This is a genomic window from Cupriavidus sp. 22TCCZM04-2 (assembly GCF_057798895.1).
In genome coordinates this window covers 120,681-135,050 of record NZ_JBYOJS010000006.1, presented here as the reverse complement: position 1 = coordinate 135,050, position 14,370 = coordinate 120,681, and the positions used below count along the sequence as shown (strand labels likewise).

The following is a 14,370-nucleotide window of genomic DNA, read 5'->3' as shown; positions in this document are numbered from 1 at the left end:
TGAAGAACAAAACGCATACACGAGGAATTCACAACCATGGCTATCGTTGACGTCAAGGTTCCGCAACTGTCCGAATCGGTCGCCGAAGCGACCATGCTGAACTGGAAGAAGAAGCCCGGCGAAGCTGTCGCCCAGGACGAAATCCTGATCGAGATCGAGACCGACAAGGTCGTGCTCGAAGTGCCGGCCCCGTCCGCCGGCGTGCTGTCGCAGATCATCAAGAACGACGGCGACACCGTCGTGGCCGATGAGCTCATCGCCCAGATCGACACCGAAGCCACCGCTGGCGCCGCTGCCCCAGCAGCGGCCGCCCCGGCACCGGCCGCTGCTGCACCGGCGCCCGCCGCCGCAGCGCCCGCCGCCGGCGCAGTTGCCATGCCTTCGGCGGCCAAGCTGATGGCCGAAGCCGGCCTGTCAGCTGGCCAGGTTGCCGGCACCGGCAAGGATGGCCGCATCACCAAGGGCGACGTGCTCGGCGCCTCGGCGGCCCCGGCTCCCGCCGCCAAGGCTGCTCCGGCTCCCGCCGCTGCCAAGCCGGCGCTGCAGCAAGTCGCCGCCAACCTGGATCTCGCCGCGCTGAGCGACCGTCCGGAAGAGCGCGTGCCGATGAGCCGCCTGCGCGCCCGTATCGCCGAGCGCCTGGTGCAGTCGCAATCGACCAACGCCATCCTCACCACCTTCAATGAAGTGAACATGAAGCCGGTGATGGATCTGCGCAACAAGTACAAGGACCGCTTCGAGAAGGAACACGGCGTGAAGCTCGGCTTCATGTCGTTCTTCGTGAAGGCCGCTGTCCACGCGCTGAAGAAGTACCCGGTCATCAACGCTTCGGTGGACGGCAACGACATCGTCTATCACGGCTACTTCGACATCGGTATCGCCGTGGGTTCGCCGCGTGGCCTGGTGGTACCGATCCTGCGCAATGCCGACCAGATGAGCCTGGCCGACATCGAGAAGAAGATTGCCGAGTACGGTGCCAAGGCCCGCGACGGCAAGCTGTCGCTGGAAGAGCTGACCGGCGGTACGTTCTCGATCTCGAACGGCGGCACCTTCGGTTCGATGCTGTCGACCCCGATCATCAACCCGCCGCAATCGGCCATCCTGGGCGTTCACGCCACCAAGGATCGCGCCGTGGTGGAAGATGGCCAGATCGTCATCCGTCCGATGAACTACCTGGCCATGTCGTATGACCACCGCATCATCGACGGCCGCGAAGCCGTTCTTGGCCTGGTGGCGATGAAGGAAGCGCTGGAAGATCCGGCCCGCCTGCTGCTGGACCTGTAAGAACCGGTCCCCCCGCGCATGGCCACCCTGGCCGCGCGGGGCGCGTTCCCAGTGTTGACGGTGCGCCGGCGCGAGCTGCCGGCGTCCAGAAAGGAATCTCCATGAGCAAACAATTCGACGTGCTGGTGATCGGCGCGGGCCCCGGCGGCTATATCGCCGCCATCCGCGCAGGCCAGCTTGGCCTGAACGTGGCCTGCTGCGAAGGCAACGCCTACGACGATCCCAAGAACGAACCGCGCCTGGGCGGCACCTGCCTGAACGTGGGTTGCATTCCCTCGAAGGCGCTGCTGGCTTCCTCGGAAGAATTCGAGAACGTCCAGCACCACCTCGGCGACCACGGCATCACCGTGGGCGACGTCAAGGTTGACGTTGCCAAGATGCTCAAGCGCAAGGACGACATCGTCGGCAAGATGACCAAGGGCATCGAGTTCCTGTTCCGCAAGAACAAGGTCACGCTGCTCAAGGGCTACGGCAAGTTCGTCGGCAAGACGGCCGAGGGCTTCCAGGTCGAGATCGCAGGTGAAGTCGTGACCGCCAAGCAGGTCATCATCGCCACCGGTTCGAAGGCTCGCCACCTGCCGGGCATCGCGGTCGACAACGACCTGGTCAGCGATAACGAAGGCGCGCTCAAGTTCTCGTCCGTGCCCAAGAAGCTGGGCGTGATCGGCGCCGGCGTGATCGGCCTGGAGCTGGGCTCGGTGTGGCGCCGCCTCGGTGCCGACGTGACCGTGCTGGAAGCGCTGCCCGCATTCCTGGGTGCCGCCGACGAAGGCGTGGCCAAGGAAGCCCAGAAGCAGCTGACCAAGCAGGGCCTGAAGTTCAGCCTCGGCGTGAAGGTGGACGAAGTGACGACCGGCAAGGCCGGCGTGACGGTCAAGTACACCGACAAGGACGGCGCTGCCCAGACCCTGGAAGTGGACCGCCTGATCGTGTCGGTCGGCCGCGTGCCGAACACCGACAACCTGGGCCTGGAGGCTATCGGCCTGGCTGCAGACCAGCGCGGCTTCATCGAGGTGGACGAGCACTGCGCCACCAAGGTGCCGGGCCTGTGGGCGATTGGTGACGTGGTGCGTGGCCCGATGCTCGCGCACAAGGCCGAGGACGAAGGCGTGGCCGTGGCCGAGCGCATCGCCGGCCAGAAGCCGCATATCGACTACAACTGCATTCCGTGGGTGATCTACACCTTCCCGGAAATCGCATGGGTCGGCAAGACCGAGGCCCAGCTCAAGGCCGAAGGCCGCGAGTTCAAGGCTGGCCAGTTCCCGTTCATGGCCAACGGCCGTGCGCTGGGCATGGGTCATCCGGAAGGCTTCGTCAAGATGCTGGCCGACGCCAAGACCGACGAGATCCTTGGCGTGCACATCGTTGCCGCCAACGCATCGGACCTGATCGCCGAAGCTGTGGTGGCGATGGAGTTCAAGGCCGCGAGTGAAGATATCGGCCGCGTCTGCCATCCGCACCCGTCGATGTCGGAAGTCATGCGCGAAGCTGCGCTGGCCGTCGACAAGCGTCAGCTCAATATGTAAGGCATCTGTCCGCATTTGCCTGAGCACCGGCGCGCCGCAACAGCGGCGCGCCGTTTTCACTTGCAAACCATGCCGGATCGAAACGACTCCGGGCATGGCCGGGGAAGGTGCGGCCGCACTTTCCGCGCGCAGTCCAGAACGAAACAGCCAGCATGAACGTCAGCGAGTATTACGAGAAGGAACTGAAGCAGCGCGGCTACCATTCCGACGAAGCGCAACTGCGCGCCGTGGCTCGCCTGCAGCAATGCTACGACGAGTGGGTGGCCTACAAGAGCCGCCGCAGCAATGCCATCCGCAAGCTGCTGGTGCACCCGGAAGTGCCCAAGGGCGTGTACATGTGGGGCGGGGTGGGGCGCGGGAAGTCCTTCCTGATGGACAGCTTCTATACGTGCGTCCCGGTGGTGCGCAAGACGCGCCTGCACTTCCACGAGTTCATGCGCGAAGTTCACCGCCAGCTGGAAGAGCTGCGCGGACGCCCCGATCCACTGGACGAACTGGCCAAGCGGATTGCCCGGCGCTACCGCCTGATCTGCTTCGATGAATTCCACGTCAATGACGTCGCCGATGCCATGATGCTGCACCGGTTGCTGCAACAGCTGTTCGAGAACGGCGTGCAGTTCGTCATGACTTCCAACTACCGGCCCGACCTGCTTTACCCGGACGGGTTGCACCGTGACCGTGTGCTGCCGGCCATCGCGTTGCTCCAGCAGAAGTTGGACGTGCTCAACGTCGATGCCGGGATCGACTATCGCAAGCGCGCGCTGGAGCAGGTGGAGGCGTATCACACGCCGCTCGATGCCAGGGCCAATTCGGCGCTCCGCGACGCCTTTACCGCCATCGCCGGCGTAGCGGACGAGTCGCCGCTCCTGCATATCGAGCATCGCGAATTGCGCGCCCTGCGCAAGGCCAATGGCGTGGTCTGGTTCGACTTTGCCACGTTGTGCGGCGGCCCGCGCTCGCAGAATGACTACCTGGAACTGGCCTCGCAGTTCCATACGGTCATTTTGTCCGATGTTCCGCGCATGACGCCGAGGATGTCGTCGGAAGCTCGCCGCTTCACATGGCTGATCGATGTGTTCTACGACCACAAGGTCAAGCTCCTGATGTCGGCCGAAGTCCCGGCGGATGAACTCTACGTCGAGGGCCAGATGGCGAATGAATTCCATCGCACGGTGTCGCGCATCATCGAGATGCAGTCCCGGGAGTACCTGGAAGCCGAGCGCAGGACCGCAGACACCTCGCTTACCTGAGCGCTGCGTTCCGGCTTTGGGAAACAAGACCGGCCGCTATTGACATATATCAAGGCCGATTTGGAGATCGGCATATACCCTCCAACGGGTAAAAAAAGATCTCCATGTCCGCCCCCAACGCCAGTCTCCTTGCCGACGCCCCGACGTCCGCTTTCCCGCCAGTTCCTGCCGGTCGCTCCGCGCCCGTGACGGCGCAGCATGCCGCCCAGCCGGCATGCTTTCATTGTGGCCAGATCGTGCCCGGTGGCCGGGAACTGTCCGAGGAGCTGGACGGCCAGCGACGCGTCTTTTGCTGCGGCGGTTGCCAGACGCTGGCACGCACGTTGCACTCGGCAGGCTTTGCGCACCTCTACGGAGACGAGGCGCGTTTTGCCAGGCCGATCGATGACGCCGCAAGGCGGGAATCTGAGCCGGTATGGGCGGCCTACGATACCCCTGAGTTGCGCAGCCAGTTCGTCCGTCCGCTTGACGGCGGTCGCGCCGAGATCACGCTGGCGCCCGAGAACATCCGCTGTGCGGCGTGTGCGTGGCTGATCGAGCAGCACCTGGGGCGCCTGCCGGGCGTGGAATCCACGATCGCCAATGTGGCGACGCGCCGCCTGGTGGTGCGCTGGCGCGAGGCCGACCAGACAGTTTCCGGCCTGCTCGCCGCGCTGGCCGATATTGGTTACGTTGCGTGGCCGTTTGAAGTCTCCCGCAGCGACCAGGCCGACCGCCGTGCCCGCCGCAGCCTGCTGATGCGCATGGCCGTGGCCATGCTTGGCATGATGCAGGTGATGATGTACGCGTGGCCCATCTATACCCACGAGGCCACCATCGATCCCGGCCAGCTGCAGTTGATGCGCTGGGCCAGCCTGGCCCTCACGCTGCCGGTCGTTTTCTATTCCGCTTCGCCGATTTTTTCCGGTGCCTGGCGCAGCCTGCGCCATTGGCACATGGGCATGGATGTGCCGGTGGCGCTTGGCGTTTCGGCAGGGTTTGTTGCCAGCACGGTAGCGACCGTCCGCGGAGTCGGGGAGGTCTACTTCGATTCGGTGACGATGTTCGTCGCCTTCCTGCTGGCTGCCCGCTATCTCGAATTGCGTGTGCGGCAGGCTTCGCGCAGCGGTGCGGAGATGCTGGCGCGGCAGTTGCCGGCTACATGTGAACGGCTTGGCGCAGGCGATCTGGTCGCGGAGCGCATACCGGTGGCGCGCCTGCGGCAGGGCGACCGTATCCGTGTCAGGGCCGGCGAAATCATTCCGGCGGACGGCACCATCGTCGCGGGCGCCAGTGAACTTGACGAATCGATGCTGACCGGCGAAAGCCGCCCGGTGCACCGCACCGTGGGCGAGGTAGCGCTGGCCGGCTGCTACAACACCGCCAGCCCGCTCGAGATCGCCGTGGACCGCGTTGGCGCGGGCACGCGCCTGGCTGAAATCGTCGCCGTGCTGGACCGTGCACTGGCGGAAAAGCCGCGGTTGGCGGCGCTTGCCGACCGAGTTGCCGGATGGTTCGTGGCCACGCTGCTGGCGCTGGCGGCGTTGACCGGGACGGTGTGGGCACTCTGGATCGATCCTTCCCGGGCCTTGCTGGTCACGGTTGCAGTGCTTGTTGTCAGCTGCCCGTGTGCGCTTTCCCTTGCGACCCCGGCGGCGCTGGCCGCCGCGGGCGCGGCGCTGTCGCGGCGCGGCTTGCTGTTGACCCGTTCGCATGCACTGGAGACGCTGGCGCGCGTGACAGACGTCGTGCTGGACAAAACGGGCACACTGACCGAAGGCTGTTTTGTCCTGACGGGACAGCAGACGCTCGGCGCCATGCCAGCCGCCCAATGTCTTGCACTGGCAGCGGTGCTGGAAGCGGGTAGCGAGCATCCGATCGGCAGGGCGCTGGTCGGCGCGGCCAGTAGGGCGGATATCGGTGGAGACAGCCCGTCAGTTACCGCCGTGCTAAATGTGCCGGGGCAGGGCGTGCAGGCCGACATTGACGGCAAGCGATTCCGGCTGGGCCGCGTCAACTTTGTCGCCGAAATCGCCAAGTCATGCGCCACGGCATCGGTACCGGACGCGGACCGCGCTCGAATTCCCGGCGCCACGCAAGTTTGGCTGGGCGCCGAAGACGGCATGCTGGCTTTATTCGAGCTGTCCGACCAGGCCCGTGAATCGACGCCGGAACTGCTTGAAGCGCTGCGCCGACAGGGTGCGCGCTGCCACCTGGTCAGCGGCGACAGCATCGAAACCGTGCAGTGGTGGGCGTCGCACTTCGGCATGGAGCGAGCCCGCGGCGCCGTATCCCCCGAAGGCAAGCGTGAATATGTCGCACGGCTCCAGCGTGAAGGGGCCGTGGTGCTGGCCGTCGGGGATGGCATCAATGACGCGCCGGTGCTGGCGCAGGCGCAGGTATCCGTTGCCATCGGCAGCGGCGCCCCGCTTGCGCAGGCGGGGGCCGACGCTGTGCTGACGCACGGAAACGTCGCGGAAATCGCTCGGGCGATCGCGCTGGCGCGGCAGACGCGCCGCGTAGTGCGGCAGAACCTTGGCTGGGCCTTCTTCTACAACGTGGTGGCCATCCCGCTGGCGGCGACGGGTTTTGTCACGGCATGGATGGCCGGCATCGGCATGTCGGTGTCCTCGCTGCTCGTGGTGGCGAACGCCTGGCGCCTGCTGCGTGCGGGCAGAAACGGAGTCTAGGAATGGAAACGCTGTACCTGCTGGTGCCCATGAGCCTGGTTCTTGTCATTGTCATCGCTGGTGCGCTCTGGTGGGCCCTGCATGCCGGCCAGTACGACGATCTCGACCGGCCCGGGGAGGCCATTTTGCTGGACAACGACAAGCCCTGAAGGGTGCCGTCGACTTGCAGTGCGGAGATAGGTTCATGGGCTCCCTGTGCAACTTGATAAAGATCAACGCGGTAAGAGCGCTCGTTCCATAAAGTCACAACGTCAATCGGTTTATCTTTCTAATGTGGGGGTCTGAATGGATGTCTCAGCCGCGTCTTCACGCGTCGACACCTTCAATTACGGCGTCGTAAGGCAGTTCGCTGTCATGACGGTAGTCTGGGGGATCGTCGGCATGGCCGTCGGCGTGCTGCTCGCAGCACAGCTGATCTGGCCGGATCTCAACTTCAACACGCCATGGCTGTCGTTCGGCCGACTGAGACCGCTGCATACCAATGCGGTGATCTTCGCTTTCGGCGGCAGCGCGCTGTTTGCGACTTCGTACTACGTCGTGCAGCGTACCTGCCAGGCGCGCCTGTTCTGCGGTCCGCTTGCTGCCTTTACGTTCTGGGGCTGGCAACTCGTGATCGTTGCGGCGGCTATCACGCTGCCGCTGGGTATCACCAGCTCGAAGGAATACGCCGAACTGGAATGGCCGATCGACTTGCTGATCACGGCCGTCTGGGTGGCCTACGCCGTGGTCTTTTTCGGCACCATCGTCAAGCGCAAGACCCGGCATATCTACGTTGCCAACTGGTTCTTCGGCGCGTACATCCTGACGATCGCCATCCTGCACATCGTCAACAACATTGAAATGCCGGTGTCGATGTGGAAGTCCTATTCCGCCTATGCCGGCGTGCAGGACGCCATGATCCAGTGGTGGTATGGCCATAACGCCGTAGGCTTTTTCCTGACCACCAGCTTCCTGGGCATGATGTACTACTTCATCCCGAAGCAGGCGGAACGGCCAATCTATTCGTATCGCCTGTCGATCGTCCACTTCTGGGCGCTGAACTTCACGTACATGTGGGCCGGCCCCCACCACTTGCAGTACACCGCGCTGCCTGACTGGGCACAGTCGCTGGGCATGGTGTTCTCGCTGATTCTGCTGGCACCGTCCTGGGGCGGCATGATCAACGGCATCATGACGCTGTCGGGCGCCTGGCACAAGCTGCGCACCGACCCGATCCTGAAGTTCCTGGTAGTGGCGCTGTCGTTCTATGGCATGGCCACGTTCGAAGGCTCGATGATGTCGATCAAGACCGTCAACGCGCTTTCGCACTACACGGACTGGACGATTGGCCACGTGCATTCGGGCGCGCTGGGCTGGGTGGCGATGATTTCCATCGGCTCGCTTTATTACCTCATTCCTCGCCTGTTCGGCGAGAAGCAGATGTACAGCGTTCGTCTGATCGAGTGGCACTTCTGGATCGCCACCATCGGCGTGGTGCTCTATATCGCCTCGATGTGGATTGCCGGTGTGATGGAAGGTCTGATGTGGCGCGCCACGCAGCCCGACGGCACGCTGACCTACGCGTTCGTTGAAGCGGTCAAGGCCAAGTACCCGTTCTACCTGATCCGTCTGCTGGGCGGCATCTGCTTCCTGTCCGGCATGCTGCTGATGGCCTATAACGTCGCGAAAACCATCATCGGCAAGCGTGCGGTGGATGCGCCGATCCCGGCCAGCATTCCTGCCTCTGCCCACTGATCCATCAGGATAGAAACGATGTCCGAAAAACAAAGCTTCTTTTCCCACGAAACGCTGGAGAAGAACATCGGCTGGCTGATCATCTGCACGATCCTGGTGGTCAGCATTGCCGGCCTGGTGCAGATCGTGCCGCTGTTCTTCCAGCATTCCACCACCAAGCCCGATGTCGGGATCAAGCCGTATTCGCCGCTTCGGCTGATGGGCCGTGATATCTACATCCGCGAAGGCTGTGTCGGCTGCCATTCGCAGCAGGTCCGTACGCTGCAGGCCGAGACCGAGCGCTATGGCCATTTCTCGACGGCGGGTGAATCGGTCTACGACCATCCGTTCCTGTGGGGCTCCAAGCGCACCGGGCCCGACCTCGCGCGCGTCGGTGGCCGCTACTCCGATGACTGGCAACGCATTCACCTGCGCAATCCGCGCGATGTCGTGCCGGAATCGGTGATGCCGTCCTATCCGTGGCTCGAGAAGGCTCAACTGCCGACCGATGATATCCAGGCCCGCATGCGCGCACTGGTGCGACTGGGCGTGCCGTACACCGAGGCGGAAATCGCCAAGGCCCCTGAAGAGCTCAAGAACAAGAGCGAAGAGGATGCGCTGGTCGCCTACCTGCAAGGATTGGGCACCAACCGTCGCAATGTGCGCGTGGACGCAGCCGCAGCCGCAGCCGCGCCCGCGAAGGAGTAAGTCATGGCGATGCTGACCGCTTTTGCCACGATCGTGTCGATGGTCGTATTCCTGGGAATTTGCTGGTGGGCCTGGTCGAATGGCCGGCAAGCCGCCAACCAGGAGTCCGCCATGCTGCCGTTCGCACTGCCTGACGAGACCCACACAACATCGAGCCGGAATACCTAGTCATGAGCGATTTCTTTTCCGATTTCTGGAGCTACTACATCGCTGCCATCGCGCTCGTCGGCATCGTCTGGTGCGTGTGGCTGCTTTTTTCTCAACGCAAGGTCACAAAGGTTGCCAACGCCGGTGATGACACCGGCCATGTCTGGGACGGCGATCTGCGCGAGCTGAACAACCCGTTGCCACGCTGGTGGATGTGGATGTTCCTGCTGGCCTGCATCTTCGGCCTGGTCTACCTGGTCCTCTATCCTGGACTCGGCTCGTATGCGGGCGTGCTGAAGACTTCGACGCAAGGCGAACTGGCCGCGCATCAGCAGGCACAGGAGAAGTTGCAGCACGATGTCTACGCCAAGTACCTGAATATGGACGTCAAGCAGGTGGCGGCAGACCCGCAGGCCCGCGAGATTGGCCAGCGCCTGTTCCTGAACTACTGCGCGCAATGCCATGGCTCGGACGCACGCGGCAGCCGCGGCTTTCCGAACCTGACGGACCACGACTGGCTCTATGGCGGTGAACCCGAGACGATCCAGCAGACCATCACGAAGGGCCGCAATGGCGTGATGCCGTCGTTTGCCTCGACCATCGACGGCAAGCTCGCAGCGGATGTGGCGCAGTATGTGCGATCGCTGTCGGGCCTGTCGTTCGACCCGATCCGGGCATCGCGCGGCGAGAGCACGTTCAAGTCCACCTGTGCTGCGTGCCATGGTGCGACCGGCAAGGGCAATCAGGCACTCGGCGCGCCCAACCTGTCCGATAACGTGTGGCTGTATGGCAGTTCGGAAGGCAGTATTGTCGAGGCCATCCTGAAGGGTCACAACAACCACATGCCCGCGCACGAAGAGATCCTGACTCCCGAGCGTATCCGCATGCTGACGGCCTATGTCTGGGGGCTTTCCAATACCGGAGGCTCAGGGCAATGATCACCGACTCAGGCACGGGGTGCGCCATGGCGTCTGAAGGAGCGCGCGCATGAACGCCCCCGGGACAGAACCTCTGGCCCGCACGGCCGGCCCGCAAGGGCCGGCGTCGTCGCCTGTCGAAACCTCCGACGAAACGCTCTACGAGGTTCGACGCAAGATCTACCCGCGCTCGGTGACGGGCGCGTTCTCCAACTGGCGGGTCTGGATGGTACTCCTGACCCAGCTCATCTACTACGGCACGCCCTGGCTGCAATGGAATGGCAGACAGGCCGTGCTGTTCGACCTTGGCGCCCGCAAGTTCTATATCTTCGGACTGGTGCTTTGGCCGCAGGATGTCATCTATCTTGCCGTCCTGCTGGTGATCTCCGCGCTGGCGCTGTTCCTGTTCACGGCCATTGCGGGGCGGCTCTTCTGTGGCTACGCGTGTCCACAGACGGTCTACACCGAAATATTCATGTGGATCGAACGGCATGTCGAAGGTGACCGCTTCGCGCGGATCCGTCTGGACGGCGATCCGTGGAGTTTGCGCAAATTTCGCCTGAAGGCGACCAAGCACTCGCTGTGGCTACTGGTCGCGCTATGGACGGGCTTCACGTTCATTGGCTACTTCGCGCCGATACGCGAGCTTGGCGGTCAGGTCCTGAGCTTCTCGCTGGGGCCGTGGCAGGCGTTCTGGATGCTCTTTTACGCCTTCGCGACATGGGGCAATGCGGGCTTCATGCGCGAGCAGGTGTGCAAGTATATGTGCCCGTATGCGCGATTCCAGAGCGTGATGGTTGACCGCGACACCTACGTGGTCACCTACGACGTCGGGCGCGGCGAGCCGCGCGGGAGCCGGTCGCGCAAGGTGGATCATCATCAGGCAGGGCTTGGCGACTGCGTCAACTGCAGCATTTGCGTGCAGGTGTGTCCGACAGGCATTGATATCCGTGACGGGCTGCAGTACGAGTGCATTGGCTGCGGCGCCTGCATCGATGCCTGCAATCAGGTCATGGACAAGATGGACTACCCGCGTGGGCTGATCCGGTACACGTCCGAGAACGCCATGCGCAAGGCGCTGTCAGCCGCGGTGGCGCGCAAGCGGCTCGTGCGGCCGCGGACCATCATCTACTCGGTCATCTGGCTGGTGATGGTAGCGGGTTTCGTGGTGTCGCTAGCGCTGCGCACGCCGTTGAAGGTCGACATCATCCGCGATCGCGGGGCGTTGGGGCGTGAGGTGGATGGACGCTGGATTGAGAACGTCTATCGACTGCAACTGATCAACACCACCGAGGCACCCATGCGCATCAGCGTGCAGGCCGAAAGCGACGATCTGAAGAACCTGACGGTCGAGTACGATCCCGACGCGAAGGCCCTGGCGCCGACGTCGAACAAGCTGGTGCCGATCCGGATTCGCGTGCCGATCGACGATGCCGCGCAGGGTACGCACAAGATCAGCGTGACGGTGACAAGCGAAGGTTCGGGGCAAGGTAGTGCGCAAATCAGGCAATCTACCAGTTTCATCGTGCCGCGCAATTTGTGATGCTAAGGGCGGTGCAGCGCATCGGCGCTGCGCCGTACCAACCGCGAGCGCCTCGGTGAGGCGCCGACGAAGGGGGCAAGACGATGCAAGAAAGCAATCCGTGGTGGAAGGAGCCGTGGCCGTGGCTTCTGATGAGCGGCCCGTTGCTGGCCATAGTGGCTTGCGGCGTAACCATCTGGCTGGCTTCTACCCATCCTGACCGGCCGGTAGTCGAAGGTGTGTCCCGGCACGGCCTGGTCGTCGAGAAAGCAGAAGGGGTCCCGGGCAGTGCCAAGGCACCGCAAGCGAGGCGGCCATGAGGCTGCGCTGGCTGATGTGGGTACTGTGGCCGGCGTTCCTGATGGCCGGGGTGGCCACGGCAACCGTGTTTTCGGTGGTGGATCCCGGAGATCTGAATTTCTTCGGCCACCCGATCGAGGCCTCGCGCGAGGCCATTTATACGATCGGGTTCTTGCTGGCCTGGGTATTCTGCGCGTTGTCCAGCGGATTGACGCTCTATACCATGCCGACGAAGCTCAGCGAAACGGACGAGCTGGAGTGATTGGGCTGAAGCGGACCGTCTTGCCAGGCAAGGCGGTCAGACGGCCTCAGCAGGAGCGGCTGTAGACTTGCTTGATGCCTTCCATGTCGACGAGCTTGACGTGGCGTTGACGGATCTGGATCAGGCCCGCCTCGGCGAATCGTGAGAACAGGCGGCTGACCGTTTCGAGCTTCAATCCGAGATAGCTGCCGATTTCTTCCCGGCTCATGCGCATGACGAACTCGGTCGACGAATACCCGCGTGCGGACAGACGTTCTGACAGGTTGATCAGGAACGCGGCAAGTCGCTCTTCGGCACGCATGGACCCCAGCGTGACGAGCATGAGCTGATCATGCGATATTTCCTTCCCCATCAGTCGCAGGAACTGCTGCTGCAGCGATGGCAGATCCATGGACAGCGTCTGAAGATCGGCCATGCGTACGACGCATACTTCCGTGTCTTCAAGCGCGGTGGCATCCGAGGCGTGCTGCATTTCACCCAGGCCGTCGAGGCCGACCACTTCGCCAGGCAAATGGAAGCCGGTGATTTGCGAGCGGCCGTCTTCCGTGGTGACATGCGTCTTCAGGGTGCCGAAGCGAATGGCAAAAACCGCAGTCAGCGGATCGCCCATGCGGTACAGGGTTTCGCCCTTGTGGACACGGACGCGCTCTTGCACCAGGGTATCCATCTTTTGCAGATCCTGCTGGCTCATGCCCACCGGCAGGCACAGTTGCCCCATGCCGCAAGTGGAGCAACGGGGCGACATCTCGGTGACGGGGATGGATGTTAGCAATTGGAACCTGCAAGGAATGAGCGGCGAGGGCGCAATGCATGCATTTTAACGCGCGATGTGATGCGGTAGGGAGTTGCAATTGACTTTTGGTGTGCTTCTCAGTGTTTTCATGCTTGCCTTGCTGGGGGGCTTTCATTGCGCTGCCATGTGCGGTGGCGTTGCCCTCGCAGTCGAGCAGCGCGCCGTGGACGTGCCGATTGCCGTGGTGCGGCGCCCCCAAGACTGGCTCCTGGAGTTGCTGGTGATGCATGTGGGCAGGATTTCCACTTACATGCTGCTCGGTGCGATCCTTGGAGCGGTGGGGGCGACGGCCTGGCGCCAGGATTACCTGCCGGTTCAGCGCTGGCTATTTGGCGCCGGGAGCGCCTTGCTGCTGGTATCTGGCTGGCGCCTGCTACGCGGCGAAGCGTTTTCCATCGTGTGGCTGGAACGGTTCGGCGCGCGCGCGGGGACCGCCGTTGCCGGAAGCTTCGGCCGGCTTCGCCGCAAAACTCCGGCCACGGCGGCGAGAAGCGGTGGTCTGGTGCGCCGCTACGGCATGGGCTTGGCGTGGGGGCTCGTGCCCTGTGGCATGGTCTATGGTGCGCTTGCCCTCGCGTTACTGGCCGGTAATGCGCCCTCGGGTGCCCTGGTAATGGGCGCCTTCGGGCTTGGCACGCTACCGAATTTGCTGGCGCTATCCAGCTTTTCGGGGCTGCTGCGCGCTTGGGCTCGCCGCCGTTGGGTCAGGATGGGAGCTGGATTGGCGGTCATGGTCTTCGGCGGCCTGGGAATCGGTCGAGCGGTGTTATTGCCACATTCGCTGGCCGAGCATGGTTTTTGCCTGGTGTTTTGACGCCACCGTGAAGGCGCGGGAGTGCGCGGTGGTTGCAGGCGGATGCGGGAATGCCATACAATCGCCTGCATTGCGGTATCGCGCGGCGTGTTTCCGAGCGGCGCCTGGCAGCCCTTCCAAAAAAAGGGCGTCCGGAGTTTCGGACAAGCCGACATTTCGGCGCCGAACCCTTCCGCAGTCCATCCGGTTCATAATATCTGTTCAAAAGTCCGGCTGGCTCTGCGACCGTGGTGCGGTCATTGCTGGCCCTGATCCCGATATTCGTTTTTCTTGCGGCCCAGGCGGACGTTCGCCGGAAGCCATGTCCGCCCATGTGGGCGCGTGCAAGAGGTTCGTGCACTGGTACTTGCCGGTGACCGGGCAATCTCCTGCCGGAACACACCCGGCAAATCGAAGCAAAAGAAGGTGCACGGTCTCGAAGCGAAACGCTTTCGGGTTTGCTGCGCGATGAGATGGCGGTGGCAA

At 63.3% G+C, this 14,370-nt stretch carries 14 protein-coding genes; 13 read left to right on the top strand and 1 reads right to left on the bottom strand.

Annotated elements, in window-relative coordinates; translation table 11 throughout:
* The first annotated feature begins 36 nt into the window (after positions 1 to 36).
* The 12 genes from odhB to AC3FKG_RS11915 all read left to right on the top strand — a co-directional run bounded on the left by odhB (position 37) and on the right by AC3FKG_RS11915 (position 12,298).
* Positions 37 to 1,284, top strand: coding sequence for a 2-oxoglutarate dehydrogenase complex dihydrolipoyllysine-residue succinyltransferase (odhB, locus tag AC3FKG_RS11970; protein ID WP_483708422.1), 1,248 nt, complete (start codon positions 37 to 39; stop codon positions 1,282 to 1,284).
* A gap of 101 nt (positions 1,285 to 1,385) precedes the next feature.
* Complete coding sequence (lpdA, locus tag AC3FKG_RS11965) at positions 1,386 to 2,810, top strand: dihydrolipoyl dehydrogenase (RefSeq protein WP_488743191.1); 1,425 nt, start codon at positions 1,386 to 1,388, stop codon at positions 2,808 to 2,810.
* A 152-nt stretch (positions 2,811 to 2,962) separates the two neighbouring features.
* On the top strand, positions 2,963 to 4,060 hold the full coding sequence (gene zapE, locus AC3FKG_RS11960) for a cell division protein ZapE (RefSeq protein ID WP_483708419.1): 1,098 nt from the start codon (positions 2,963 to 2,965) through the stop codon (positions 4,058 to 4,060).
* Between the two features lie 104 nt (positions 4,061 to 4,164).
* Positions 4,165 to 6,729, top strand: coding sequence for a heavy metal translocating P-type ATPase (locus AC3FKG_RS11955; RefSeq protein WP_488743190.1), 2,565 nt, complete (start codon positions 4,165 to 4,167; stop codon positions 6,727 to 6,729).
* A 2-nt stretch (positions 6,730 to 6,731) separates the two neighbouring features.
* Positions 6,732 to 6,878, top strand: a complete 147-nt coding sequence (ccoS, locus tag AC3FKG_RS11950) for a cbb3-type cytochrome oxidase assembly protein CcoS (protein ID WP_483708417.1) — start codon at positions 6,732 to 6,734, stop codon at positions 6,876 to 6,878.
* Between the two features lie 136 nt (positions 6,879 to 7,014).
* Complete coding sequence (ccoN, locus tag AC3FKG_RS11945) at positions 7,015 to 8,463, top strand: cytochrome-c oxidase, cbb3-type subunit I (RefSeq protein WP_483708416.1); 1,449 nt, start codon at positions 7,015 to 7,017, stop codon at positions 8,461 to 8,463.
* An 18-nt stretch (positions 8,464 to 8,481) separates the two neighbouring features.
* The gene (gene ccoO, locus AC3FKG_RS11940) at positions 8,482 to 9,150 is read left to right on the top strand and encodes a cytochrome-c oxidase, cbb3-type subunit II (protein WP_488743189.1); all 669 of its coding nucleotides are present in this window, start codon (positions 8,482 to 8,484) and stop codon (positions 9,148 to 9,150) included.
* Between the two features lie 3 nt (positions 9,151 to 9,153).
* Positions 9,154 to 9,318: a cbb3-type cytochrome oxidase subunit 3 gene (locus AC3FKG_RS11935; RefSeq protein ID WP_483708413.1), complete on the top strand. Its 165-nt coding sequence runs from the start codon at positions 9,154 to 9,156 to the stop codon at positions 9,316 to 9,318.
* Between the two features lie 2 nt (positions 9,319 to 9,320).
* Complete coding sequence (gene ccoP, locus AC3FKG_RS11930; RefSeq protein WP_483708412.1) at positions 9,321 to 10,235, top strand: cytochrome-c oxidase, cbb3-type subunit III; 915 nt, start codon at positions 9,321 to 9,323, stop codon at positions 10,233 to 10,235.
* A gap of 49 nt (positions 10,236 to 10,284) precedes the next feature.
* Positions 10,285 to 11,757: a cytochrome c oxidase accessory protein CcoG gene (gene ccoG, locus AC3FKG_RS11925; protein WP_488743188.1), complete on the top strand. Its 1,473-nt coding sequence runs from the start codon at positions 10,285 to 10,287 to the stop codon at positions 11,755 to 11,757.
* A gap of 83 nt (positions 11,758 to 11,840) precedes the next feature.
* Positions 11,841 to 12,056: a FixH family protein gene (locus tag AC3FKG_RS11920; protein ID WP_483708410.1), complete on the top strand. Its 216-nt coding sequence runs from the start codon at positions 11,841 to 11,843 to the stop codon at positions 12,054 to 12,056.
* Positions 12,053 to 12,298 carry a hypothetical protein gene (locus tag AC3FKG_RS11915; protein WP_483708409.1) on the top strand — a complete coding sequence of 82 codons (246 nt, stop codon included), beginning with the start codon at positions 12,053 to 12,055 and terminating at the stop codon, positions 12,296 to 12,298. The genes AC3FKG_RS11920 and AC3FKG_RS11915 overlap by 4 nt, the downstream gene beginning before the upstream one ends.
* A 46-nt stretch (positions 12,299 to 12,344) precedes the next feature.
* On the opposite strand, the gene fnr is transcribed toward AC3FKG_RS11915, so the two are convergent.
* The gene (gene fnr, locus AC3FKG_RS11910; protein ID WP_483708407.1) at positions 12,345 to 13,070 is read right to left on the bottom strand and encodes a fumarate/nitrate reduction transcriptional regulator Fnr; all 726 of its coding nucleotides are present in this window, start codon (positions 13,068 to 13,070) and stop codon (positions 12,345 to 12,347) included.
* A 79-nt stretch (positions 13,071 to 13,149) separates the two neighbouring features.
* Here fnr and AC3FKG_RS11905 point away from each other — a divergent pair, with 79 nt between their 5' ends.
* The gene (locus AC3FKG_RS11905; RefSeq protein ID WP_488743187.1) at positions 13,150 to 13,905 is read left to right on the top strand and encodes a sulfite exporter TauE/SafE family protein; all 756 of its coding nucleotides are present in this window, start codon (positions 13,150 to 13,152) and stop codon (positions 13,903 to 13,905) included.
* The last annotated feature ends 465 nt before the right edge of the window (positions 13,906 to 14,370 follow it).

Excerpts from the sequence above, each read along its gene's own strand:
- AC3FKG_RS11920 (WP_483708410.1), top strand. The coding sequence starts at position 11,841 with ATGCAAGAAAGCAATCCGTGGTGGAAGGAGCCGTGGCCGTGGCTTCTG.
- ccoN (WP_483708416.1), top strand. The coding sequence starts at position 7,015 with ATGGATGTCTCAGCCGCGTCTTCACGCGTCGACACCTTCAATTACGGC.
- odhB (WP_483708422.1), top strand. The coding sequence starts at position 37 with ATGGCTATCGTTGACGTCAAGGTTCCGCAACTGTCCGAATCGGTCGCC.
- ccoO (WP_488743189.1), top strand. The coding sequence starts at position 8,482 with ATGTCCGAAAAACAAAGCTTCTTTTCCCACGAAACGCTGGAGAAGAAC.
- lpdA (WP_488743191.1), top strand. The coding sequence starts at position 1,386 with ATGAGCAAACAATTCGACGTGCTGGTGATCGGCGCGGGCCCCGGCGGC.
- ccoG (WP_488743188.1), top strand. The coding sequence starts at position 10,285 with ATGAACGCCCCCGGGACAGAACCTCTGGCCCGCACGGCCGGCCCGCAA.
- AC3FKG_RS11955 (WP_488743190.1), top strand. The coding sequence starts at position 4,165 with ATGTCCGCCCCCAACGCCAGTCTCCTTGCCGACGCCCCGACGTCCGCT.
- AC3FKG_RS11915 (WP_483708409.1), top strand. The coding sequence starts at position 12,053 with ATGAGGCTGCGCTGGCTGATGTGGGTACTGTGGCCGGCGTTCCTGATG.
- zapE (WP_483708419.1), top strand. The coding sequence starts at position 2,963 with ATGAACGTCAGCGAGTATTACGAGAAGGAACTGAAGCAGCGCGGCTAC.
- AC3FKG_RS11935 (WP_483708413.1), top strand. The coding sequence starts at position 9,154 with ATGGCGATGCTGACCGCTTTTGCCACGATCGTGTCGATGGTCGTATTC.
- ccoP (WP_483708412.1), top strand. The coding sequence starts at position 9,321 with ATGAGCGATTTCTTTTCCGATTTCTGGAGCTACTACATCGCTGCCATC.
- ccoS (WP_483708417.1), top strand. The coding sequence starts at position 6,732 with ATGGAAACGCTGTACCTGCTGGTGCCCATGAGCCTGGTTCTTGTCATT.